This window comes from Thiomicrorhabdus cannonii (assembly GCF_013391695.1).
GTDB classification, from domain to species: Bacteria; Pseudomonadota; Gammaproteobacteria; order Thiomicrospirales; family Thiomicrospiraceae; genus Thiomicrorhabdus; species Thiomicrorhabdus cannonii.
This window is the reverse complement of the sequence record NZ_JACBGH010000001.1, coordinates 84,108-104,631: the sequence shown is the minus strand read 5'-3', so window position 1 is coordinate 104,631 and position 20,524 is coordinate 84,108. Positions and strand designations below refer to the sequence as shown.

Annotated in this window: 20 protein-coding genes and 1 tRNA gene; 9 read left to right on the top strand and 12 right to left on the bottom strand. The window is 51.6% G+C overall.

Annotation, left to right across the window (positions count from 1 at the left end):
* Window positions 1-420: 420 nt before the first annotated feature.
* The 5 genes from prxU (at window position 421) to HZ297_RS00575 (ending at window position 5,915) form a co-directional block, all read left to right on the top strand.
* A complete protein-coding gene (gene prxU / locus HZ297_RS11965) occupies window positions 421-1,146 on the top strand; it encodes a thioredoxin-dependent peroxiredoxin (protein ID WP_178860889.1) in 726 nt (241 codons plus the stop codon).
* A gap of 174 nt (window positions 1,147-1,320) precedes the next feature.
* Complete coding sequence (locus tag HZ297_RS00590; RefSeq protein WP_178860888.1) at window positions 1,321-2,418, top strand: YeeE/YedE family protein; 1,098 nt, start codon at window positions 1,321-1,323, stop codon at window positions 2,416-2,418.
* Window positions 2,419-2,438: 20 nt separating this feature from the next.
* On the top strand, window positions 2,439-3,872 hold the full coding sequence (gene selA, locus HZ297_RS00585; RefSeq protein WP_178860886.1) for an L-seryl-tRNA(Sec) selenium transferase: 1,434 nt from the start codon (window positions 2,439-2,441) through the stop codon (window positions 3,870-3,872).
* 7 nt (window positions 3,873-3,879) lie between these two features.
* A complete protein-coding gene (gene selB, locus HZ297_RS00580; protein WP_178860883.1) occupies window positions 3,880-5,814 on the top strand; it encodes a selenocysteine-specific translation elongation factor in 1,935 nt (644 codons plus the stop codon).
* Between the two features lie 5 nt (window positions 5,815-5,819).
* Window positions 5,820-5,915, top strand: a tRNA-Sec gene (locus HZ297_RS00575).
* 32 nt (window positions 5,916-5,947) lie between these two features.
* Here HZ297_RS00575 and HZ297_RS00570 read toward each other — a convergent pair.
* The 6 genes from HZ297_RS00570 to HZ297_RS00545 form a co-directional block, all read right to left on the bottom strand.
* Complete coding sequence (locus HZ297_RS00570) at window positions 5,948-6,418, bottom strand: HAD family hydrolase (protein ID WP_178860881.1); 471 nt, start codon at window positions 6,416-6,418, stop codon at window positions 5,948-5,950.
* A gap of 176 nt (window positions 6,419-6,594) precedes the next feature.
* Window positions 6,595-7,080: a transcription elongation factor GreB gene (greB, locus tag HZ297_RS00565; protein ID WP_178860879.1), complete on the bottom strand. Its 486-nt coding sequence runs from the start codon at window positions 7,078-7,080 to the stop codon at window positions 6,595-6,597.
* 18 nt (window positions 7,081-7,098) lie between these two features.
* On the bottom strand, window positions 7,099-7,551 hold the full coding sequence (locus HZ297_RS00560) for a hypothetical protein (protein ID WP_178860877.1): 453 nt from the start codon (window positions 7,549-7,551) through the stop codon (window positions 7,099-7,101).
* Between the two features lie 154 nt (window positions 7,552-7,705).
* Complete coding sequence (locus tag HZ297_RS00555; RefSeq protein WP_178860876.1) at window positions 7,706-8,092, bottom strand: DUF6858 family protein; 387 nt, start codon at window positions 8,090-8,092, stop codon at window positions 7,706-7,708.
* A 31-nt stretch (window positions 8,093-8,123) separates the two neighbouring features.
* Entirely contained in the window at window positions 8,124-9,248 is a 1,125-nt protein-coding gene (locus HZ297_RS00550) for an NAD(P)/FAD-dependent oxidoreductase (RefSeq protein ID WP_178860874.1), read from the bottom strand.
* 126 nt (window positions 9,249-9,374) lie between these two features.
* Entirely contained in the window at window positions 9,375-10,310 is a 936-nt protein-coding gene (locus HZ297_RS00545) for a 1-aminocyclopropane-1-carboxylate deaminase/D-cysteine desulfhydrase (RefSeq protein ID WP_178860872.1), read from the bottom strand.
* Between the two features lie 43 nt (window positions 10,311-10,353).
* Between HZ297_RS00545 and HZ297_RS00540 the strand changes: the two genes are divergently transcribed.
* Together HZ297_RS00540 and HZ297_RS00535 are read left to right on the top strand one after the other, a co-directional pair.
* Window positions 10,354-11,571: an ammonium transporter gene (locus HZ297_RS00540; RefSeq protein ID WP_178860870.1), complete on the top strand. Its 1,218-nt coding sequence runs from the start codon at window positions 10,354-10,356 to the stop codon at window positions 11,569-11,571.
* A 178-nt stretch (window positions 11,572-11,749) separates the two neighbouring features.
* A complete protein-coding gene (locus tag HZ297_RS00535; RefSeq protein WP_178860868.1) occupies window positions 11,750-14,161 on the top strand; it encodes a Lon protease family protein in 2,412 nt (803 codons plus the stop codon).
* 97 nt (window positions 14,162-14,258) lie between these two features.
* Here the strand turns inward: HZ297_RS00535 and HZ297_RS00530 are convergent, their stop codons facing one another.
* Window positions 14,259-14,822 (bottom strand): DUF2062 domain-containing protein, encoded by a 564-nt coding sequence (locus HZ297_RS00530; protein WP_178860866.1) that lies wholly within the window; start codon window positions 14,820-14,822, stop codon window positions 14,259-14,261.
* On the opposite strand from HZ297_RS00530, the gene HZ297_RS00525 reads away from it, so the two are divergent.
* The gene (locus HZ297_RS00525) at window positions 14,821-16,584 is read left to right on the top strand and encodes a DNA internalization-related competence protein ComEC/Rec2 (RefSeq protein WP_178860864.1); all 1,764 of its coding nucleotides are present in this window, start codon (window positions 14,821-14,823) and stop codon (window positions 16,582-16,584) included. The genes HZ297_RS00530 and HZ297_RS00525 overlap by 2 nt on opposite strands.
* 80 nt (window positions 16,585-16,664) lie before the next feature.
* Here the strand turns inward: HZ297_RS00525 and HZ297_RS00520 are convergent, their stop codons facing one another.
* Window positions 16,665-17,447, bottom strand: a complete 783-nt coding sequence (locus tag HZ297_RS00520; protein WP_178860862.1) for a DNA adenine methylase — start codon at window positions 17,445-17,447, stop codon at window positions 16,665-16,667.
* 192 nt (window positions 17,448-17,639) lie between these two features.
* Here HZ297_RS00520 and HZ297_RS00515 point away from each other — a divergent pair, with 192 nt between their 5' ends.
* A complete protein-coding gene (locus HZ297_RS00515; protein ID WP_178860859.1) occupies window positions 17,640-18,311 on the top strand; it encodes a DUF6710 family protein in 672 nt (223 codons plus the stop codon).
* Window positions 18,312-18,313: 2 nt separating this feature from the next.
* On the opposite strand, the gene HZ297_RS00510 is transcribed toward HZ297_RS00515, so the two are convergent.
* The 4 genes from HZ297_RS00510 to HZ297_RS00495 form a co-directional block, all read right to left on the bottom strand.
* Window positions 18,314-18,670 carry a DUF1353 domain-containing protein gene (locus tag HZ297_RS00510; RefSeq protein WP_178860857.1) on the bottom strand — a complete coding sequence of 119 codons (357 nt, stop codon included), beginning with the start codon at window positions 18,668-18,670 and terminating at the stop codon, window positions 18,314-18,316.
* A complete protein-coding gene (locus tag HZ297_RS00505) occupies window positions 18,671-19,084 on the bottom strand; it encodes a hypothetical protein (RefSeq protein WP_178860855.1) in 414 nt (137 codons plus the stop codon).
* Window positions 19,085-19,222: 138 nt separating this feature from the next.
* Entirely contained in the window at window positions 19,223-19,474 is a 252-nt protein-coding gene (locus HZ297_RS00500) for a hypothetical protein (protein WP_178860853.1), read from the bottom strand.
* A 726-nt stretch (window positions 19,475-20,200) separates the two neighbouring features.
* Window positions 20,201-20,524 carry a hypothetical protein gene (locus HZ297_RS00495; protein WP_178860851.1) on the bottom strand — a complete coding sequence of 108 codons (324 nt, stop codon included), beginning with the start codon at window positions 20,522-20,524 and terminating at the stop codon, window positions 20,201-20,203.

Here is a 20,524-nt window from a genome sequence, read left to right as displayed (position 1 = left end):
TCTTCATATCCTAAATACGCAAAAAATCCTCCTCGAGGAGGAGGGCGTACTAGTTTTTCCATTGTCTGTTGAGATTTGCCGCCTCATGGGATATCAAGAGAGTAAGGCTCCTTCAATCAAGGCATCACATCACCTGCTCCTTATCTTCAAAAGGAACGACAGATTTCATACGAATGCGTAGAAGAGCTCTTGCTCAAAGACAATGGTGGGCAGAGGAAAAAATCTCAATCAGTGTTTTTTATGTAAAAAAACAGCCGTTTATTAACATTTCAATAAAAAGATTTTTGTAAAATTCTTGGCAAGTATTTGATATTGTCGTATTTAATATTTCATGTTGTGTGTAAACCTACACTTGACATTGATAAGTACTTTTCATATAGTCGAACTGCCTTTCTTCAAAACTTTCTATAAGGAGGCGATATGTCAAATGAAGGTGCGTCTTGTACCAGAGTCACCAGTTCGGTTCCTTCCAACGAGCCGGCTGAGGGAACTGTACAAGCCTCTCAACCAAAGGAAGAGGTAGCTAAAATGGGTGTTACAGTCGGGCAGAAAGCCCCTGATTTCACAGCGCCAGCTTTCTACAAAGGTAGTTTCGGGTCGGTTACGTTATCTGAAATTACCGCTAAAGGTAAGTGGGTGTTGCTGTGTTTTTACCCGGGTGATTTTACATTTGTTTGAGCAACTGAAGTGTCGGCGGTCGCCGCGAATTATGAAAAGTTGCAAGAACTAAATGCTGAAGTCATTTCGGTCAGTGTGGACAGTCATTTTGTCCATAAAATGTGGAATGACCATGAACTTGTCAAAATGGTGGGTGGAGATGTTCCATTTCCAATGGTAGCGGATCAGGCCGGTAATATCGGTCGAGCTTATGGATGTTGGGACGAAAACCAAGGTATTGAATTACGTGGCCGTTTCATTATAGATCCAGACGGCGTGATTCAAGCCATGGAAATCTTGACCCCGCCGGTTGGTCGTAAGTTGGACGAGACTATTCGTCAACTGCAGGCTTTCCAGCATGTTCGCGCCACCGGCGGCAAGGAAGCTTGCCCTGCAGGTTGGCAACCTGGTAAACCGACCCTGAAACCGGGGCCGGATTTAGTCGGTAACGTCTGGAAAGTTTGGAATCCTAAAATGGAAGACGAATAGCCAGGCATTTAGCTCGGCAATCATAAGACCCGCTGTTATGGCGGGTTTTTTTATTGGGAAGAGCAAAAGATAAGCCAGCGCCAACTTTAATGAATGCAGGAACTGCAACATTTGGAACATAAATGTGGTTACAATTCTACGACATCAATTAAGAAATTTTACTGAGGTTTTTGAATGGAGCTAGTAATCACTTTTTGGCCATACTATTTGGGCATACTGTTTTTGTCTCTGACGTTTGGTTTCGCCGCACAATACAGTGCATTTTGTCCGGTTGGCGGTTTGCGTGATTGGGTCAATCAATACCAGTTTTCGCGTTTGGCAACGTATTTTGGTGCGATTGCGGTGGCGCTATTTTTGACTTCGCTTGGAGAAGGGCTGGGATTATTCGACCTTTCACAGACGATGCCGCCCTATCGCACGGCCGAATTCGCCTGGGGGCGTTATGTGGTCGGCGGATTTATTTTTGGTTTTGGGATGGTGTTGGCTGCCGGATGCGGGATGCGTAATCTTGTCCGATTGGGGCAGGGAAGTATTAAGGCACTATGGCTGGTGGTGTTGATCGCGCTGATGGCCTATCTGATGACAAAAACCGATTTTTACGCCAACTGGGTCATGCCTCTGATAGCTCCTTTGAGTGTTAACTTCAACAACAGCGGCTCACAAGATATCGCCAGTTTGCTGTTTGGAAAAACAGAACAGCTTGCAACTTTGCGGGCGATGCTGGGCGCATCGATTGGCGCTATTCTGTTTATTTTGCTATTGAAATCGTCTGCATTTAAGCAACGTCAACCGCTTATCACAGCAGTAGTAATCGGTGGGGTCATAGCGTCAGCCTATATTTTGACTGGCGGCAGTTATTCAGCCTATATGCTGGAGGAGACCTCCTTTGTTGATACGCCTCCTGCCGGATTAGGTGTACAGTCGTTTACTTTTGCAGCCCCCATGGGGGATTTGGTGCATTGGTCTTTACAGCCACAATGGGCTTTGCTCTCCTTTGGCGTGGTGGCCGTTTTAGGTATGATTGTAGGTTCGGCAATCAGCGCCATCATCAAAGGGCAATTCAAGATCGAGGGGTTTTCTTCAAAAAAAGATTTTGTGGTTTCCAGTCTGGGAGCTTTGCTGGTCGGTTTTGGCGCGGTATTGGCAATGGGATGTTCCATTGGACACGGGCTTTCAGGTACGGCAACTTTAGCTCTGGGTTCTTTTGTCGCATTGGCTGCAATACTGGGGGGCGCTTACTTTGGCATCCGCATGGAAAAATATTTGTCATAATTTTTAAAAAAAGAGATTTAATGAACCAGTTTGCAAAAATACCATCTGTCAGTCGAGTGCTGGAAAACCAGAGACTGGCGCAATCTATCAACGAATACGGACATTCCGCCGTTACACGGGTGATTCGCAATCATTTGGAAATTTTGCGTCAACAAGTTTCGGATGGCGTTGATCTTGGCGACAAGGACGAGATTGAAAGCGGCTTGATTAGGCAAGTGATACAGGATTTACAGCAACAGGCTGTGCCCAATCTGCGTCCGGTTTTTAATTTGACAGGTACGGTATTGCATACCAATCTTGGGCGTGCATCGCTGCCTCCTGACGCCATTGCCGCAATGGTCGATGCCGCCCGTTACCCTTGCGCTTTGGAATATGATCTTGAGACCGGCGGTCGTGGAGACCGCGATGCGTTAGTAGAAGAGTTGTTATGCGAGCTGACCGGCGCTGAAGCTGCGACAGTGGTCAACAATAATGCGGCGGCGGTGTTTTTAACGCTGAATACGCTTGCCAGTGCCAAAGGCAAAAAACAGGTGATTGTCTCGCGCGGCGAGCTGATTGAAATCGGCGGTGCTTTCCGTGTCCCCGATATTATGAGCCGCTCGGGTGCCAAGTTGGTTGAGGTTGGAACAACCAACCGCACCCATCTTAAAGATTTTCAGGGTGCGATCACATCCAAAACCGCCATGCTGATGAAAATTCATACCAGCAATTATGAAATTCAAGGTTTCACGCATGCCGTTCCCGAAAAACAACTCGCGGAATTGGCGCATAAGAGTGAGGTGCCGTTTGTCGTGGATTTAGGTTCGGGCACCTTGGCGCACCTTGAGGACTGGGGGTTGCCCCATGAACCGACGCCGCGCGAGAGTATCGAGGCCGGGGCCGACTTAGTGACGTTTTCCGGCGATAAACTGCTCGGCGGTCCGCAAGCCGGGTTGCTCGTTGGAAAAAGGGCGTTGATCGAGCAGATCAAGAAAAACCCGCTGAAGCGTGCTTTGCGGGTGGGAAAAATTACCTTGGCGGCTTTAGAGGCGGTATTGCGCCTGTATCGTAATCCAGACAGCCTTCAAAACAAGCTGGCGACTCTTCAGCAACTAACGCGCCCTCAGGCTGATATACAGGCCGCGGCTGAACGTCTTTTGCCGATGCTTCAATCCGCATTGCAGCCTCTACCGGTGAGCGTAGAGGTTGTTTTATTGAACTCTCAGATCGGTTCAGGGTCTTTACCGGTCGAGCGTTTGCCTTCGGCAGGATTGTCGATTCGCTCTAACAGCAGAAAAAATGGCATCCTGCATCGCATGGAAGCAGCTCTTCGCAAGCTTGAACGTCCCGTCATCGGGCGCATTGATAACGATGCAATGTTGCTGGATTTGCGTTGTTTGGCGCATGAAGACGAAGCATTTTTTATTCGCCAGCTGTCACAATTAGCACAGATGCCGATTCATGAAACCAAGTGATTTTTAGATGTTGATTGGAACAGCAGGTCATATCGACCATGGAAAAACCGCGCTGGTGCAAGCATTAACAGGCGTTAACGCAGACCGTTTACCCGAAGAGAAGAAACGGGGCATCACCTTGGATTTAGGCTATGCCTATACGCCATTGAGTGATGGAACCGTTCTGGGTTTTGTGGATGTGCCTGGCCATGAGAAGCTGATACACAACATGCTGGCGGGCGCTACAGGAATCGATTTTGCGCTCATTGTGATCGCGGCGGATGACGGGCCCATGCCGCAGACTCGTGAGCACCTTGAACTGCTCGATCTGCTTGGAATCTCGCGTGGGGCCATTGCCATCACCAAAATCGATCTGGTTGCAGAAGAGCGGCTAAGAGAGGTTGTTAAGCAGGTTGCAGACTTGGTTAAGGGCAGTCACTTTGCACAAAGCCCGGTTTTTGCTCTGTCCTCCGTCAAAGAAATCGGTGTTAAAGAGCTTAAAGCCTTTCTTGAGCAAGAAGCGCAGTCTTATCAATCCACACCGTCCAAAGGCAGCTTTCGCCTCGCCATAGACCGCGCTTTTACCTTAAAGGGCGTTGGCACGGTTGTCACCGGAACCGCGTTGGCCGGCAGCGTGCATCTCGACGATAACCTCGTTATTTCACCAGCGGGTTTTTCCGCGAGAGTGCGGGGGCTTCATGTTCAGGATAGAAAAGCTGATGCCGGTTATGCAGGGCAGCGTTGCGCCATCGCTTTAAAAGGGGATTTTGAAAAGAGTGATTTGCACCGGGGCATGTGGTTGACCGATCCAGCGTTGGCACTCCCTGTTTCCCGTTTTCAGGTCCGGTTAAAGGTGCCTGTTGCGCAAAAAACGCTTAAGCATTTACAGACGGTGCATGTCCACTTGGGAACCGAAGATATTGTTGGTCGGGTTGCGCTGTTGGATTGCAAAAAGGCCGAGCCGGGAGAGAGCGCTTTTGCCGAGATCCAGTTAGAACGCGAAACCTTGGCTTTGAATGGCGACCGCTTCATTCTGCGCGATGCGGGCGGTCAGAGAACCGTCGCTGGCGGTAAGGTTTTGGATATCTTTCCTCCCGGTCGTTATAAGCGTACTCCTGAACGACTGGCATTGCTGGATCATCTTGCGACGCAGGACCTGCAGACGAATCTGCGTTTTTTAAGTGAAATTTCAGAGGTGGGCGTCGATCTCGAGCGTTTCAGGTTGGCATGGAATCTGGAGCAGGATGAAATATTGCAGCTGTGCGATGTAATCGGTTTGCAGGTGATCGCCGATAATCAGAGCCGTATCGGCCTCTCTGCGAATGTGTGGCAAAACCTGCAAAACAGCTTGCTGGCAAAGCTGGAGGCCGAACATGAACGGGCCCCGGATATGATCGGGGTCGAGTTCGACCGCCTGCGGCGAATGATCTCGGTAAACCTTTCCAAACCTGTTTTTGAAGCGCTATGCAATTCGCTTATAGCGGACGGCAGTATCCTTCAAAACCGTGCCTGGCTGCATCTATCGACGCATTCGGCCGAATTAAGTGAAGCAGACAGGACGCGCTTTGAACACTTAAAAGTTCTGCTTGAGAAAACGCCGTTTAATCCGCCGAGAGTGCGTGATGTAGCGAGGTTGAACGGTATGGCCGAGTTTGAAGTGCGCAAGCTTTTCAAGCGCCTGTCAAGGCTGGGTGAACTCTATCCCGTGGCACGCGATCATTATTTTACGGCGCAAGCGGTGGAGGCGTTAGCGCAAATCGTGAGTCAGTTAAATGCGAATGGTAAGGGCGCGACTATAGCCTCGTTGCGTAATACCATTTTTAGTGACGGCAGCGGCGGCCGCAAGGTGGCGCAGCAAATTCTTGAGTTCTTTGATCGGGTTGGCTATACTCGACGACTGCGCGATGAGCATGTTTTACGTCATGCCGAAACCGATCGGGATCGAACCTGGTCGGTACGCTAGATTTTGGAAGGGATCGTTCCCCGGTGGGGCGCCCGGTCTTCAAAACCGGGAGGGGCTGCTACGCGGTCCTTGATAGGTTCGACTCCTGTTCTCTTCCGCCATTTATTCTTGAAATTGGCATTTCGCCACTACCTTAGTTTCGCAAGGATGCCATGATCCGTGTGGGCTTCAACAAGGCATTCAGCAGTTCTTCAATCGAGCCGAAAAGCAGATCGCTGGCCAAAAGCGTTTTGGTCGCACAGCCTTCTTCCTGCATAATCGCAATCCCCAAAGCGGCATCTTTCAGCATCAACGCATCATTGAGGCCATTGCCGACCGCGACGCAGCTCTGCGCTCCCAGTTGCTCGATATAGGCCTGCTTTTGCCGGTCCTGATCCCGCTTTCCGATCACATGCACGGTGATGAACCCATCGGCACAAGCCTCATGAACCGAACCATGGGTATCGGCGGTGATGACATGAATCTGCAATAACCCGGAAAGTTCGCGTAATTTGGCTAAGACATTGTTTTTTAGCTGCCCGTCGCAAGCAATCGTGCCGTTATAGTCCAAGACAAGGTGGTGCAATGCCAGGGTGTTGTTACCGGGGATTTCGATATTCAGCATTATTTTTCCTTGTTCAATTGGGTTTGTTGTTCATGTAGGGTGAATTGGCTAACTTGATGTTGATAAGACTCATAATGACTCTTTCAAATTGCTTTGCGGATTAGAAATGGCCCTTTGAGAAAAGCGTTCGCAAAGTCGTTTTAAAAACTCAACAGGCCGGGTGCTCAGGGGTGGCATTAATCGAAAGGGCGGTACTGGATTTGATTGATATACCAGACGCGTTTGCCTTCCGGCGTTTGCACCACGACTTCGTCATCGATCTCCTTGCCGATCAATGCCCGCGCCATCGGTGAATTGACGCTAATAAAATGCTTTTGGGGGTCAAACTCGTCGGTGCCGACGATACGGTAGCGGGCCGTGACGCCTTCGTCGTTTTCCAGTTCCACCCAGGCGCCAAAAAACACTTTGCCGTCCTGCGCAGGCGAATAATCGATTACCTTGACCACATCGAGGCGTTTGCTTAAAAAGCGGATGCGGCGATCGATTTCGCGCAAGCGGCGTTTACCTTCTTTGTACTCGGCGTTTTCCGACCGGTCTCCGTGAGCAGCGGCTTCGGTAACAGCCTGCGTAGTCAGTCGGCGTTCCACACGCCACAGGTGCTCCAACTCTTTTTCAAGCGCCACGCGGCCTTCGCGGGTAATCAGATGGTGACTTTGACTCATAATCTTCTAGGAGGGGATTTATTCGGGAAACCAGTTGGAGTTTTCGGCGCGTCTCAAAAGCAAGCGGAAATCGTCTTGAAAGCGCGCAATCATGCCTTGCTCTTTGGAGGCGTCGCAACCGCCCATTTTGGCGAGTTCGGCATAGAGCGCCTGCTTGAGTTGCTCTTGATAGTCACGCGGATCGGTCCGTATCTGCTGTTTGATGAAGTTATTCACCGTCAGGCCGTATTTTTTAAGGAACAGGCGGTTGACCTCGTTGACCTCTTGGGACACCGAAATGCCGCGGCAGCGTTTATTGTAAAAATCGTAACGCAGCGCGGTTTCCACCAATTTGATATGCAGCGCCTGATCGCTGAGTTCGCTCAGTTCAACGGTCGATTGCTCGGCAGCCACGGCGTTTGGCGCGCCAAAGAGGCTAAATAGCAGTAACAGTAGCGTTGTCAGCTGAACATGAAGGCGAAAGGGGCGCATAGCGTTAATAAACCTGAATCAATCGTGCTTGTAGTATAGCGGGAATCAGCGCATTGACAAAGTTTGTCGGCCGATTTTAAAACTCAACAGGCCGGGTAGCACGCATAAAAAAGCCCTCAAAAGAGGGCTTGGCACAACCAAGGTTGATTTGGGCTTATTTAACCAAATCTTTCACCCAAGTCTGCATGGTCTCTTGGGCCACCGGATTAGGCGCTTCCATGAAGTTGACCACAAAGGTGTCACCCAAATCGGTCACGCCAATCGCACGTGGACGCACCGCCACTGGATCGGCACCGGGGATTTGGAAGCCGAAACAGAAGATAATGTTTTGCGCATCCTTGATTTGCGGATTGATCTCGCCTTCAATGCTTTGCGTGTGGCTAAGATGGTCGAAGCGGGCGATAAAGCACGCCTTAGGGTGCGCCTCGATTTTGGCCTGCAAGTCGTCCAAAATGGCAGCGACGCTGTCGTATTTGCAATCTGACTTGGCGATTTTCAATTCAAAAATCGGGTATTTTTCCTGAAACATTTTCTTTTGCATGATGCGTTTTTCCATTATTGGGTTAAAAAAATCAACGGTATTGACGCAGATAGAGCCACTCGAAAGCGCGTTTGGCATAATGCATCAAACGGCAAGGCGGCAGCAGTGTGGTGCCTTGTTCGGTGCGTTTGATCAAAATGCCGTGCTTGAGCGTGTCGACAATACAAATCAGTTCGTGTTTGAAGGCCTCGAAATCGGTCTCACCTTTCAGTGATTTCACCAGGTTTTTAGCCGCCGCCTTGGCTTGCAGGTCGGCAGCGTGCGCCTGCTTGGCCTGCCAGTCCGGTCCGGGGAAGCTGCCCGCATCGCCAGCCACAAAGGTGTGTTCGTAGCCTTCGACCTGACAGTGCATGTCAGCCACAATCATGCCGCCGGCGGACTTGGGCAGTTCGCTGTTTGGCAGCCACGCCGGGCCGGTCATGCCGGGCATAAACAGAATCAAATCCGCATGGAATTCCCCGCCTTCGGTTTTGACCAGGTTTTCTTCAAAGCCGACCATCTTGTGACCCAAGTGGGTGTCGATACCTTTGCTGCTCATCATTTTGACGAGGTTCTCCGGCACTTTCGGGCCGAGACGTTTGCCGGGTTCGGGTGCCGGGTTGAAGAACACCAGTTTGAATTTGTCGCGGCGACCTTGTTTGCGCAGCAGGTTGTCGATGCCGAACAGGAATTCAAACATCGGCCCGCCGCGCATGGCCGAGGGTTCGTTGGGGTTGGCGCCGAAACCGATGGCGATGGTGCCGCCGCTCATGCCTTCCAGGCGCGATTTGATGCGCTCGGCCGCCGCAATGCCTTCGCAAGGGGTGATGGCGTGCTCTATACCTGGCAGTTTTTTAATGAAACGGCCGCCAGAGGCGATAATCAAACCGTCGTTATGAAATTCGCCTTGATTGGTCACCACGGTACGGCCGCCGTTGATAATGTTTTCCACGCTCGCTTCGACAAACTGCACGCGTTGGCGGTTGAAGAAGTTGTGCAGGTTGATGCGTAAATCGTCACCCTTGCGCAGACCGGACGGAATCCAGATCAGACTTGGGAGGTAGACAAACTCTTCTTTAGGCGCAATCACCGTAATGATGGCGTCCGGGGCGTGTTTGCGGGTTTGTTTAACGGCGGTAAGGGCGGCGAAACCGGCGCCTAAAATAGTAATGTTCATCTCAATGGCTCCCGAAGTTAGTCCATTAAATTGTTTAATGCATTATAGAAAAGATTTATCAAAATGCGACTTAAAATTTTTAATTCATCATACCAAAATAAATTTATTGCGGAACCTTTCGCCGGATTAAAGCGGGGGATTTCCTTGCAAACCGCCGCTATGCAATAAGATCACCTCTGCACCGGCCGGCAGTCGGCCGGTCTGCAACTCGCTGAAAAATGCATAGAGCATTTTGGTGTTATAGACCGGATCAAGCGGAATCTGCCAGCGCGCTTCCATCTCCTGCTTGAATTGTTGCAAGGCGGCCGGCAACTTGCCGTAACCGCCGGCATGATAATCTTCTAACAGTTGCCATTGAACGCTTGCCTCGGGGCCGATCCACTCGTGAATTTGCGGCAGGAGATAAGCCGCGCCGCCCAGCACGGCAACGCCATAAATGTGACGCTCGGCTCCGGCGGCTGGTTGGGCGTGTTTGACCAGGCCGGAAAAGGTGCCGCCCGTGCCCAGCGCGCAGTAGAGATGGGTCCAGCTCGGTAATTGGGTTTCGATTTCCGCCATTAATTCGCCGACGCCTTGCAACGCCAGTTCATTGCTGCCGCCTTCCGGCAGAATAGCGGCGTTAGGAAAGTCGGTGACCAGTGTTGCCAGAAAATCGGATGACTGCTTTAAGCGGTAGTCTTGGCGCGACAAAAAATGCAGTTGCATGCCGTTTTGGGCGGCTGTTTGTAAGGTATGGCTCCATTTATCCGCTTGCTTTGCCAGCTCGTCGCCGCGAATAAAGCCGATGCTTTCCAGACCATACAGTTTGGCCGCGCAGGCCGTGGCGGCAATATGGTTGGAATAGGCCCCGCCAAACGTCAGCAGGGCGGTTTTTTGCTGTTGTATGGCGGCATCGAGGTTGTATTTGAGTTTGTGCCACTTGTTGCCTTGAATCAGCGGATGATTCAAGTCGTCGCGCTTTATCCAGACATTGACGCCATACAACGCAAAAAGCGGATGCTGAAGACGCACTAGCGGCGTGGGAATTGTCGCAATCGGTGATGTGATTTTGGTAGAATCCATACTTTAAAATATATAAAGCAATCAATTATATTTGGAGCAAACGGTGGAGCAGTTAACAACCAGTATCGACGTGCTGTTTATTCTCTTGGGGGCTATTTTAGTGCTGTTTATGCACGCCGGGTTCGCTTTTTTGGAAGTGGGCACGGTGCAGCATAAAAACCAGGTCAACGCCTTGGTGAAGATTATGAGCGATTTGGGGGTGTCGACCGTCGCCTATTTCTTTATTGGCTACGGCATGGCCTACGGCGTGTTTTTGGGCTTGAATCTGGACGGTGCACTGACGCAGGCGATGACCGAGCGTTCCGGTTACGATCTGGTCAAGTTCTTCTTTCTGATGACCTTTGCCGCGGCGATTCCGGCGATTGTGTCGGGCGGGATTGCCGAGCGCGCCAAGTTCTATCCGCAGCTGGCGGCGACCTTTTTTATTGTGGCGTTTATCTACCCGTTTTTTGAAGGCATCGCCTGGAACGGTAATTTAGGCGTGCAGGCCTATTTGGAAGCCACTTATGGAGCCGGATTCCATGACTTTGCCGGTTCGGTGGTGGTGCATGGCGTGGGCGGCTGGATCGCGTTGATCGCGATTCTGCTGCTCGGCGCTCGTCACGGCCGCTACGACAAAGAGGGCAGAATCAAGCAGGCGCATCCGCCTTCCAGTATTCCGTTTTTGGCATTGGGTGCGTGGATTCTGACCGTCGGCTGGTTCGGCTTTAACGTGATGTCGGCGCAGAAGATCGAAGGCATTCAAGGCTTGGTGGCCATGAACTCCTTGATGGCGATGGTCGGCGGCATTCTGGCGGCGACCTTTCTGGGGAACAAAGACCCCGGTTTCGTGCATAACGGCCCGCTGGCCGGTCTGGTGGCGATTTGCGCCGGGTCTGACGTGGTCAGCCCGCTGGGCGCGTTGGCGATCGGTGCGATTGCCGGGGCGCTGTTTGTCAAAGCGTTTGTGTGGACGCAGCAGAAGCTGAAAGTGGACGATGTTCTCGGGGTCTGGGCACTGCATGGCCTGTGCGGCGTGTGGGGGGCGATTGCCGTCGGCATTTTCGGGACGGAAGCGCTGGGCGGTCTGGGCGGCGTGGCGATTGAGTCGCAAATCGTCGGAACGCTGATGGGGGTTTCGGTTGCCGTGGTCGGTTCAGTGATTGTCTACGGTCTCATCAAGAAGTTCGTTGGCCTGCGTCTGACGCAGGAAGAGGAATACAATGGCGCCGACTTGAGTCTGCACCGCATCCACGCCAATCCGCCGCGTGACGATTTCTAACCGGGCGGGAAACGGCAGCCTGACAGGGTGAGACAGTTTCAGGTTTCAATCTCTTGGGCTTGTCGGGTATGATAAGGGGGCTTTTCCAGCGGGAATCGCCCCCTTTTTTATGCGGCTTTGGCTGCATGGCTCAACAAACTAAAAGATAAACAACCGCTTAGCGCTAATGGTCATCTGAATGCGAAAACTTACAGCCAATCAACTCTACCGTTTCACCTCGATCGATTCACAATCGTTTGATGCACAAATCCAGAATATAAAAGAACGGGATGTCATTGAGTTCATGCAGCGTTTTCATCCGCGCGCTTATCAGTCGCTGAATTTCGGTTTGCATCTGAAGCGTAACCAGAACCATATTTTTATTATGGGTGAAACCGGCGTCGGGCGTATCGGCATGACCAAGGCGCTGTTGAAGCAGGCGGCATTGCAGCGTCCTGAACCGCAGGATGTGGTGCTGGTGTCGGATTTCAGCGAAAACAATAAAACCAAATACCTGTACTTCAAGGCGGGGCATGGTCATGCCTTCAAAGCCTCGATGGAGGCGCTGATCACGCAGCTTAAATCGCAGTTGCCGATCGTATTCGACGGCCATGCCTACCAGCTCAAGAGCCAGCAACTTGAAAACGAACTCGTCAACAAGCAGCAGCGTGTGTTGGAACCGGCATTCGAATTGGCGGAAAGTCTGAGCGTGGAGATTCTGCAGACCGACAATAATTTTGTGCTCTCGGCGATCATCGACGACAAACGTTATCGCCTCAGCGAGCTCAAGGAGTTTGACGAACAGACGCAGAACCACTTTACCCAAGCGATCGAGCAGGTGGAGAATGCGCTTAACCAGGCGTTGACACATTTCCCGTTCCTGCAACATGAATACCTCGATGCCGGTAAAAAACTCAATACCGATGTCGCCAATGATCATATCCGCCCGCTGATCGACACGCTCAAAATGGAGTTTGGCGAAAGTGACGAGATCAAAGCTTATCTGGACGATCTGCAAACCAGTCTGGTTGCCAAGCTGCACCTCTTCTGGGATCAGACTGACGATCAGGTCACCACGCCGGGCACTCAGGTGAGCATGGATGAATTGCTGTCGGAACAACAAGGTTTATCGGTGTTTGAAGTGAATCTGCTGGTCGATCACCGCGATTTGAAACACGCGCCGGTGATTTATGAGCAAAACGCCAGTATGCCTAAGCTGTTCGGTTACGCCATCAATTCGGCGCAGGCGTCCGCCACCGATAATTTGAGTCTGGCAATGAGCCATCAGGCCGGTCTGTTGCAGCAGGCCAACGGCGGTTTTCTGATTCTGGGGATTCAGTCGGTATTGCGCGATCCCGATATCTGGTCGCATTTGAAAGCGGCGTTGATGAGCAAAAAGATCACCTTCGAGATTCCGTCGTCGCGCAATGTGGTGCCTTACCATCTGCCCGATTTTCCGCTGAACCTGACCCTGGTGCTGGTGGGACAGGCGATGCATTTTTATACCTTGCAGGAGATCGATCCGGAGTTCGACCGTCTGTTTAAGGTGCAGGTGGAATTTGAAGTGGAGCTGGAGCGCACGCCGGAGCATGAATTCACGCTGGCCAGCCAGTTGGCGTACGAAGTGGGGCAGTGGGAAGATCTGCCGATTGACGTCAGCGCCTACGAGCGTTTGATTGAATACGCCTCACGCATGGCCGAAGACGCCAACCGTCTGTATACCAACAAGGCCATTTTGCGTGATGTGCTGGCCGAGGCCAATGCCTTTGCGCGTGCCAACGGTGAGGAGCGCGTGACCCGCAAAACCATCGAAGAGACGATTCTGCAGCGCGATTTCCACACCGGCCTGATGGAGGATTACTACCACCGCGCGATTATCGAACAGCAGGTGTTGATCTCCTTGCAAGGCAGTCATGTAGGGCAGGTCAACGGTCTGACGGTGCTGACGGTTGGCAAGCAGTCGTTCGGCCAGCCGGTGCGCATTACCGCCCAGGCCTCGGCCGGCGACGAAGGCGTGCTGGATATCGAACGCGAAGCGGAAATGGCCGGGCCGATCCACTCCAAAGGGATGCTGATTCTGAGCGGCTATCTGCGCGGCCGTTACATGAAGCAGCGCGCCTTGGGCTTCAGTGCCTCGATCGTGATGGAACAGTCCTATCAGGGCGTCGAGGGTGATTCGGCCTCGTCGGCGGAGCTGCTGGCGTTGATTTCCTCTCTGGCGCAGGTGCCGATGCGACAGGACATCGCCGTGACCGGTTCCATCAACCAGTTCGGCGAAATCCAGCCGATCGGCGGCGTCAACGAGAAAATCGAGGGCTTCTTCAAGGTTTGCGAAGCACGCGGTCTGACCGGTTCGCAAGGGGTGATTATCCCCGAGGCGAATGTGGCGCACCTGATGTTGAGCGCCAAGGTGCGCGATGCGGTGGAGCGCGGCGATTTCCATGTCTATACCATGAGCCACATTGACGATGCGTTGGGCTTGCTGACCAATATGGCGGTCGGCACGGTCGACGAGCAGGGGCATTTCCCGGAAGGCAGCATCAATGCGCGTGTGGTGCAGGCGTTGGAGAAAATGAACGAGAAACATGATCACGAGCAGGATGATCAGTAAACTAAAAAAGGCCGCATTAGCGGCCTTTTTTACGGGGGGCGTTTAGACGTTTAGACCCGGCCTGTTGAGTTTGTAAAACGGATTTTTTACAGCAAGTTCAGGAAGGGTGTTTGTGCGATTTTTCTTCTTCGCGGAATTTCTTGCGCCATTTTTTGCTGCGGCGTGCATTCCAGGCTTTGATCGCGTGATGACGCCACAGCAGGTTGATAATCACATAACTGATCAAGCCCAGTGCCAGCCCGACCACGGCGCTGCCGAGGAAAAGCGGCATCCACAGATCGCCCAGCGTGTGAATCATCCACTCCCAGCTTAGCTCGAAATGCCAATCTTCGGCGGCTTGTTGTCCTAAAATATACGTACCGACCACATAATTGAAGTAGAAAATCGGCGGCATGGTCAGCGGATTGCTGATCCACACCAGCGCGACGCTCAGCGGCAAATTGGCGCGGAACAGGATGGCGAACACCGCGGAGACTAGCATCTGCGACGGAATCGGAATGGCCATCCAGAACATGCCGATAACAAAGGCGCGCGATACCGAGCGGCGGTGCAGATGCCAGATACTGGGATTTTGCAGCCACTTACCGAGAATCCCCAAACCTTTGGCATTTCTGATTTTGTCGGGCGAGGGCAGATAACGTTTAATGAGCTTTTTAGGCATGTTTGTCAGTTTCGTAATCGCGTTGCTGTTGGCAATACTGGGTTTCTACCATACCCCGCAAAACTGGGGGTTATGGCCGGCCCTGGCCGCTTTGCTGCCGGGATTGATTCTGTGCGTTCTAATATTGCGTTATGGCGGGCGGAGCAAACCACGGCTGATGGCCCGGGCCGGCAATATCGTAGCGGGCTTTATTATAGGTTGGAGCCTGGCGTTTGGGCACGCTTTTTTTAATCCCGCACTCCAAGAAAATCTTTATGACCGGCCCTTGCTGATTGAGGGGAGCGTGGTCGATCTGCCGCAAACCCAATGGCAAAACGGCCAACAGCGCGTTCAGTTGCGTTTGTTGATAGACAGCATGGAGCCGATCAGCGCTGAAAATCCGCCGCAAAAAACTCAACAGGCCGGGTGGCACAGCTCAATCAAACCGCTGGTGCAGTTGAGTTGGTATCGTCCGCCGGACAGCACCTTGCCAACGCCTAAACCGGGTGAGCAATGGGCGCTTGCGGTGAAATTGAGCGCCAATCACGCCAGCATCAATCTGGGCGGGTTCGATTATGAAACCTGGCTGTTCCAAAACCATCTGGCCGCCAAAGGCTATGTGCTCGAAAAGGCGCCCTGGAAGGCTCATAACCGTTTGTTGGCGGCGCCGGACAGCGAACCGTTGAGATTCAGGTTTGCGCAATCGCTGTATCAGGTGTTTGCCAACTCGGAGCTGCAAGGCCTTTACGCCGCCTTGACCTATGGCGCCAAGCACGCCATTAGCGACGCCCAATGGACGGTCTTGCAGCAGACCGGCACGGTTCACCTGATGGCCATTTCCGGTTTGCATATGGGCATTGCGGCTTTATTGGGCATCCTGCTTTTCAAAATCTTATGGTGGCTGGGGTTGTATCGTTGCGAACGACTGACATTGCCGCAGTTGAGTGTCATCGGCGCCATTCTTTTTGCCACTGTCTATCTGCTGATTTCCGGCGCGGCCATACCGGCGCAACGTGCCTATCTGATGGTCGTGGCGATTGGTCTGATGTGGTGGCTAAAGCGCACATTCCAGCCTTGGTCGGCACTGGCGTTGGCGGCTTTATTGGTATTGCTGTGGGATCCGCGTTCGGTACTCAGTGACGGCTTTTGGCTCTCCTTTCTGGCGGTTGCGCTGATTTTTGCGAGCGTGCAGATTCCGGCCATCAAAGCCGCCAAACGCTGGCAGCAGCTACTGTGGATTCAACTGGTGCTGACGCTTGGTCTGGCACCGTATCTGTGGTGGGCGTACCATTTTGTGCCCTCCATCAGTTTTGCGGCGAATTTGATAGCGGTGCCGTTTGTCAGTTTTATCGGTCTGCCGCTGCTCTGGCTGGTGAGTTTTGTCGCCTGGTGGTCGCCAGAATGGGCGGTGATGCTGATGGCTTGTGTGGATCCCATTTGGCAGACTTTCTGGCAACTTCTGGCATGGTTTGCAGGCTTTTCCCTGCCGATACTCATGCCAACCGGCCTGTTGAGTTTGAGCCTGTTGACGGTGCTTTTGTTTGGTGTGTTGTACCTGTTTGCCAAACAGCATCGCAGCCGTTGGTATTTGGCCGTGGCATGGTTGGCTTTGTGGCCGATTTATCGCGCCGTGGTCGATTTTCCGCGTCCGCCTACCAATCAGCTTAAAGTGCATCTGCTGGATGTCGGCCAAGGACAGGCGGTGGTGTTGGAAACCGCCAAACATGTGATGGTTTACGATACCGGCGCGCGTTGGTGTAGCGCGCCACATAATTCGCGATAGTGCGACACTTAGTACGCGAACATTAAACAGCGTTTAAATGGCCGTTTAATGCTCTTTGAACCTATAAGTTATCCACAGGTCTATTTCAGTTTTCGCTGAACATTGTCATTCCAGACCAGCAATTCAGTAGCCTGGCTTCCGCTGCCACATCCGACCGTATATTTAATGTCTTTGGTTTCCATGTGTAGCCCTTCGAACAGTTTAATGATGTCAGGGTGTGCATTGATGCTGATGATGGCCATGCCCTTGCATTCACGCACCATCTTATTCATTAGCTCATAATTTTCCCAACCAAATTCGCTGCTATAGCCTTCTGTTTGCCAGTAGGGTGGATCAAGGTATATAAGCGTGTGCTCTCTATCGTACTTGCTAAAGACTTTCTCCCAACTTAAGTGCTCTACGTAGGTTCTAGACAGCCTTACATGTGCTTGACTGAGGTCTTCTTCGATGCGCATTAGATTGAGACGTGGCGGACTGGTTGTTGCCGTACCGAATGTACGACCTTTAACTTTGCCGCCGAATGATAACTTCTGCAGATAGTAGAAACGTGCTGCACGCTGGATATCGGTGAGTGTTTCCGGATTTGCCAGCTGCTGCCATTCGTAAATTTTACGGCTTGTTAACGCCCATTTAAACTGGCGTAAAAACTCTTCTAAATGGTGTTGGATGACGCGGTATAGATTGATCAGCTCTCCGTCAAAGTCATTGAGTACTTCGACCTTGCTTTCCTCTTTAGCAAGGAAGAGTGCTCCTCCTCCTGCAAAAGCTTCGACATAGCATTGGTGTTGTGGGAACTTAGGTAGAATCCAGTTGGCCAAACGGCGCTTTCCGCCAATCCAAGGGATAACAGGGTAATGTTTCATGGTGTGCTCCAATAGCATGAATGGTACAATCCCCCGGCTCGCGCGTGAGCGGGGAGTCTTGGTTCACACATGCTCTTGGTAGCATGTGTGGATGGCTCGCTGACTGTTGGCTCAGTCTGCGGGTCGCTCCTTTCCTTTCCTGATATTATGATCACTCCTTTCTTTTACTGGATTTCAAGGAGTTGATAAAAAATGTCTTTTCTTAAAAGGCTGCTTGGTTTTGATCAAAGCCGCTCTAAAGCACACCCACATTTTTCAAAAATGGTTCACTTGGGAGTCGAACTTTATCAGGCTAACCCTGATGCCCTTATGCCTTATATAAATGGACTAGCAAGGAAAATCCAATACAACAAATTTGTTGAGTTTTGCACTGCTGATAGAGATTCTGAACCAGAAACTGATGTTGGATTCTTCTTTGGGCTTAATTGTTGCACTCACCATGGATTATCCTGGTTTGAGAAGATGCGCAGTTCAAGTGAAGTTATTGTTGACCTCAATGAAGATGTAGTTATTTCTAGTCCTTGGAGAAAGGAACGTTTTGTTCAAACAATGGCTTACATAGGAAATAATGAAGGAAACCCTTGGGAAAAGGACGAACGTAATCACTCTGTAACCACTCTCTTACCATTTAGAATTAGTTGGTTTAATAACGGATATCACTCAGGCATGACTGGTATTTTAAAAAGGGAGGGAAAAACAAAAGCTGATCAAGTATTTGATGCATCAAAAATTTATAACTTGGTTCATACAGATGGATATCACTTTTATATAACAGAAACTGGTAATCGAATTTCGTATGTATGGAATGTTGAGTTTGCGGCTATTTTTGAGCTTGGAAGGTTGCTAGTTAACGAGGACAAATAAAGTCAAACTTTACGTTGCTGCACCGTGAACATTCCATAAACCCTCACTGCATAGTACATGGCATGCACGCGCCAAGGTTCGACATCCAGTGCAATCAGGCAGTGCTTGAAGTGGTGGTCGGCGGTTTTGCGGTCGATACCTTGCTGCAGGTAGTAGTCGTGGACGAGTGTGGCTTTGAGATAGCGGCCGATCGGCGGAAATATAGGCCAGAGGATGCGCGGCACGGTGGCGCCGTCGGAGATAAAGCCGGCCGGTACGGTGTGGCCGGCGCAGTTTATTGGTTGGGTGAGTTGGTAGCGCGGGCGCTGCCACCAGTTGGATGGCAGCAGCACCTCGACAAAGACACCTGATGGTGTCATTTATTGCATGCTCCCGGTCAGGATTTGCTCGCGTCTGGTTGCCTTACCTGCATCCGTCACCACACCAGACTCAACAAGTTTGGCCAAGCAGTAGTCAACGCCGTCCTGCGTGGAGGTTAAGCCTAGATCAATCTCGTTTAAGCGCGGGTCTTCGATGATGTCGTAGAAGTCGTCGATGACCATGTCTGTGGCTCGCAACTCTTTAAGCTTTAGACGCTCAGGGCTTGTCCACAGCAGTTTAAACGTGGTCGGACCGACTTTTGGATAGACCGGTGCAATTTTATCCGGCTCAACCTCTGCTGGTGCGCTCCATGTGCCGTCCGTTAAAATCCAGCCTAGCTTAACGTCTGCAGGTACTGCGACAAACTCCTCTGCAATTGACGGGTGAAAACTCGATTGCGGATCTGATGACACGTCTACGGCGATATTGTTTACAATTCTTGCATAATTCATTTTACCACTCCACGATTACAAGACCGTTGCCACCATTACCGGCGCCAGCTGGTGCAGCCCCGCCCACGCCTACCGTCACTGTATACACTTGACCAGGCGTTACAGTAAACACACCATGTGCATACCCTCCACCAGCACCGCCTGATACTGATCTACCATCTGCATCGAGGTAGCCGGCTCCACCGCCACCAATGCCGCCAGGCCCACTTGATGATCCGCCGTAAGCGCCGCCGCCACCAATGCCGCCAGAACCGCCGGTGGTTGCACCAACACCTCCACCAGCGCCAGGACCACCATTACCGCCAGGACCTGATGACACACTGCCAGCGCCGCCACCTCCGGTGAACCCATCAAAGTGGTGCTCGATGATTAAAGACAGGGCATTAATCGATCCGCTATAACCCTTATCGGCAATACCTCCTATAAGATCCGGTGCTGGCTGAGTGGATTGACCAGCACCAAATGCAGATGCTCCACCTGCAGTGTCAGACGTAGTCAACTGGCTGCAGTACCCGCCATCATTAAATCCAACTCCACCGCCTGATCCAAACCAGTCTTTAAATCCCGATGTTGGGCAGTGCCCACCATCTCCGCCATCTCCTAGCTGACTCCCTGCTGCGCCTCCGCCGCCTGCAGCGCGATATGACGTCGATGATATGTATCCACGACCGCCCTTACCGCCTTGCGCGACGAAGTCACCGCCAATGCCTGCACCACCAGCCGGAGATGCTGCCTCTCCAGCGCCTACTTTAAACACACCGCCGCCGCCACCAGTCGCTGAGATTAATGTGCCAAAAGACGACGTACCGCCAGCCTGGCCATTACTATCGTAGTTCGCACCACTACCTCCTGCACCGATGCATCGCACACGGATAGATGTAATGCCATCAGGCACAGTAAAACTACCTGACATATTAATTACCCTGCGAGCGCCATTACCAAAAAATGGCAATTTTCCTGGCAGCTTTGATTCCGTTAATGCGATGCCGGATATATTGACATCTGGGTTAACATTTAAGTCTGGATTAACCTCGATTACTGGATTAAAACTTGGACTTTCGCTGATTACTCTACCCATTACGCATCCTCCTCAAATCCATGCACGCGCACTGTCACACTGGCGGTACTTGCCATGACCATGATTTTTTCGCCTGCGCTGGCTACCACTGCGGTGCGCTCTAAAATGCCGCCATCAATAGGCAATTTAGCGTCATATTCGATAAAGTCCTCATCTAATGGTGTTACCGCTTCGTTAGTTAATGCGACTCTGACCAACGCTGTATCGGCACCTCGGTTGACCAGTGCAATATTGATGGTTGCCGCTTTACCGGCCGGTACGGTGTAAACCGTTGTATAGGTGTCAGCTGCCAATGCCGCTGAGCCAAGTTTTCCGCTTGCCAT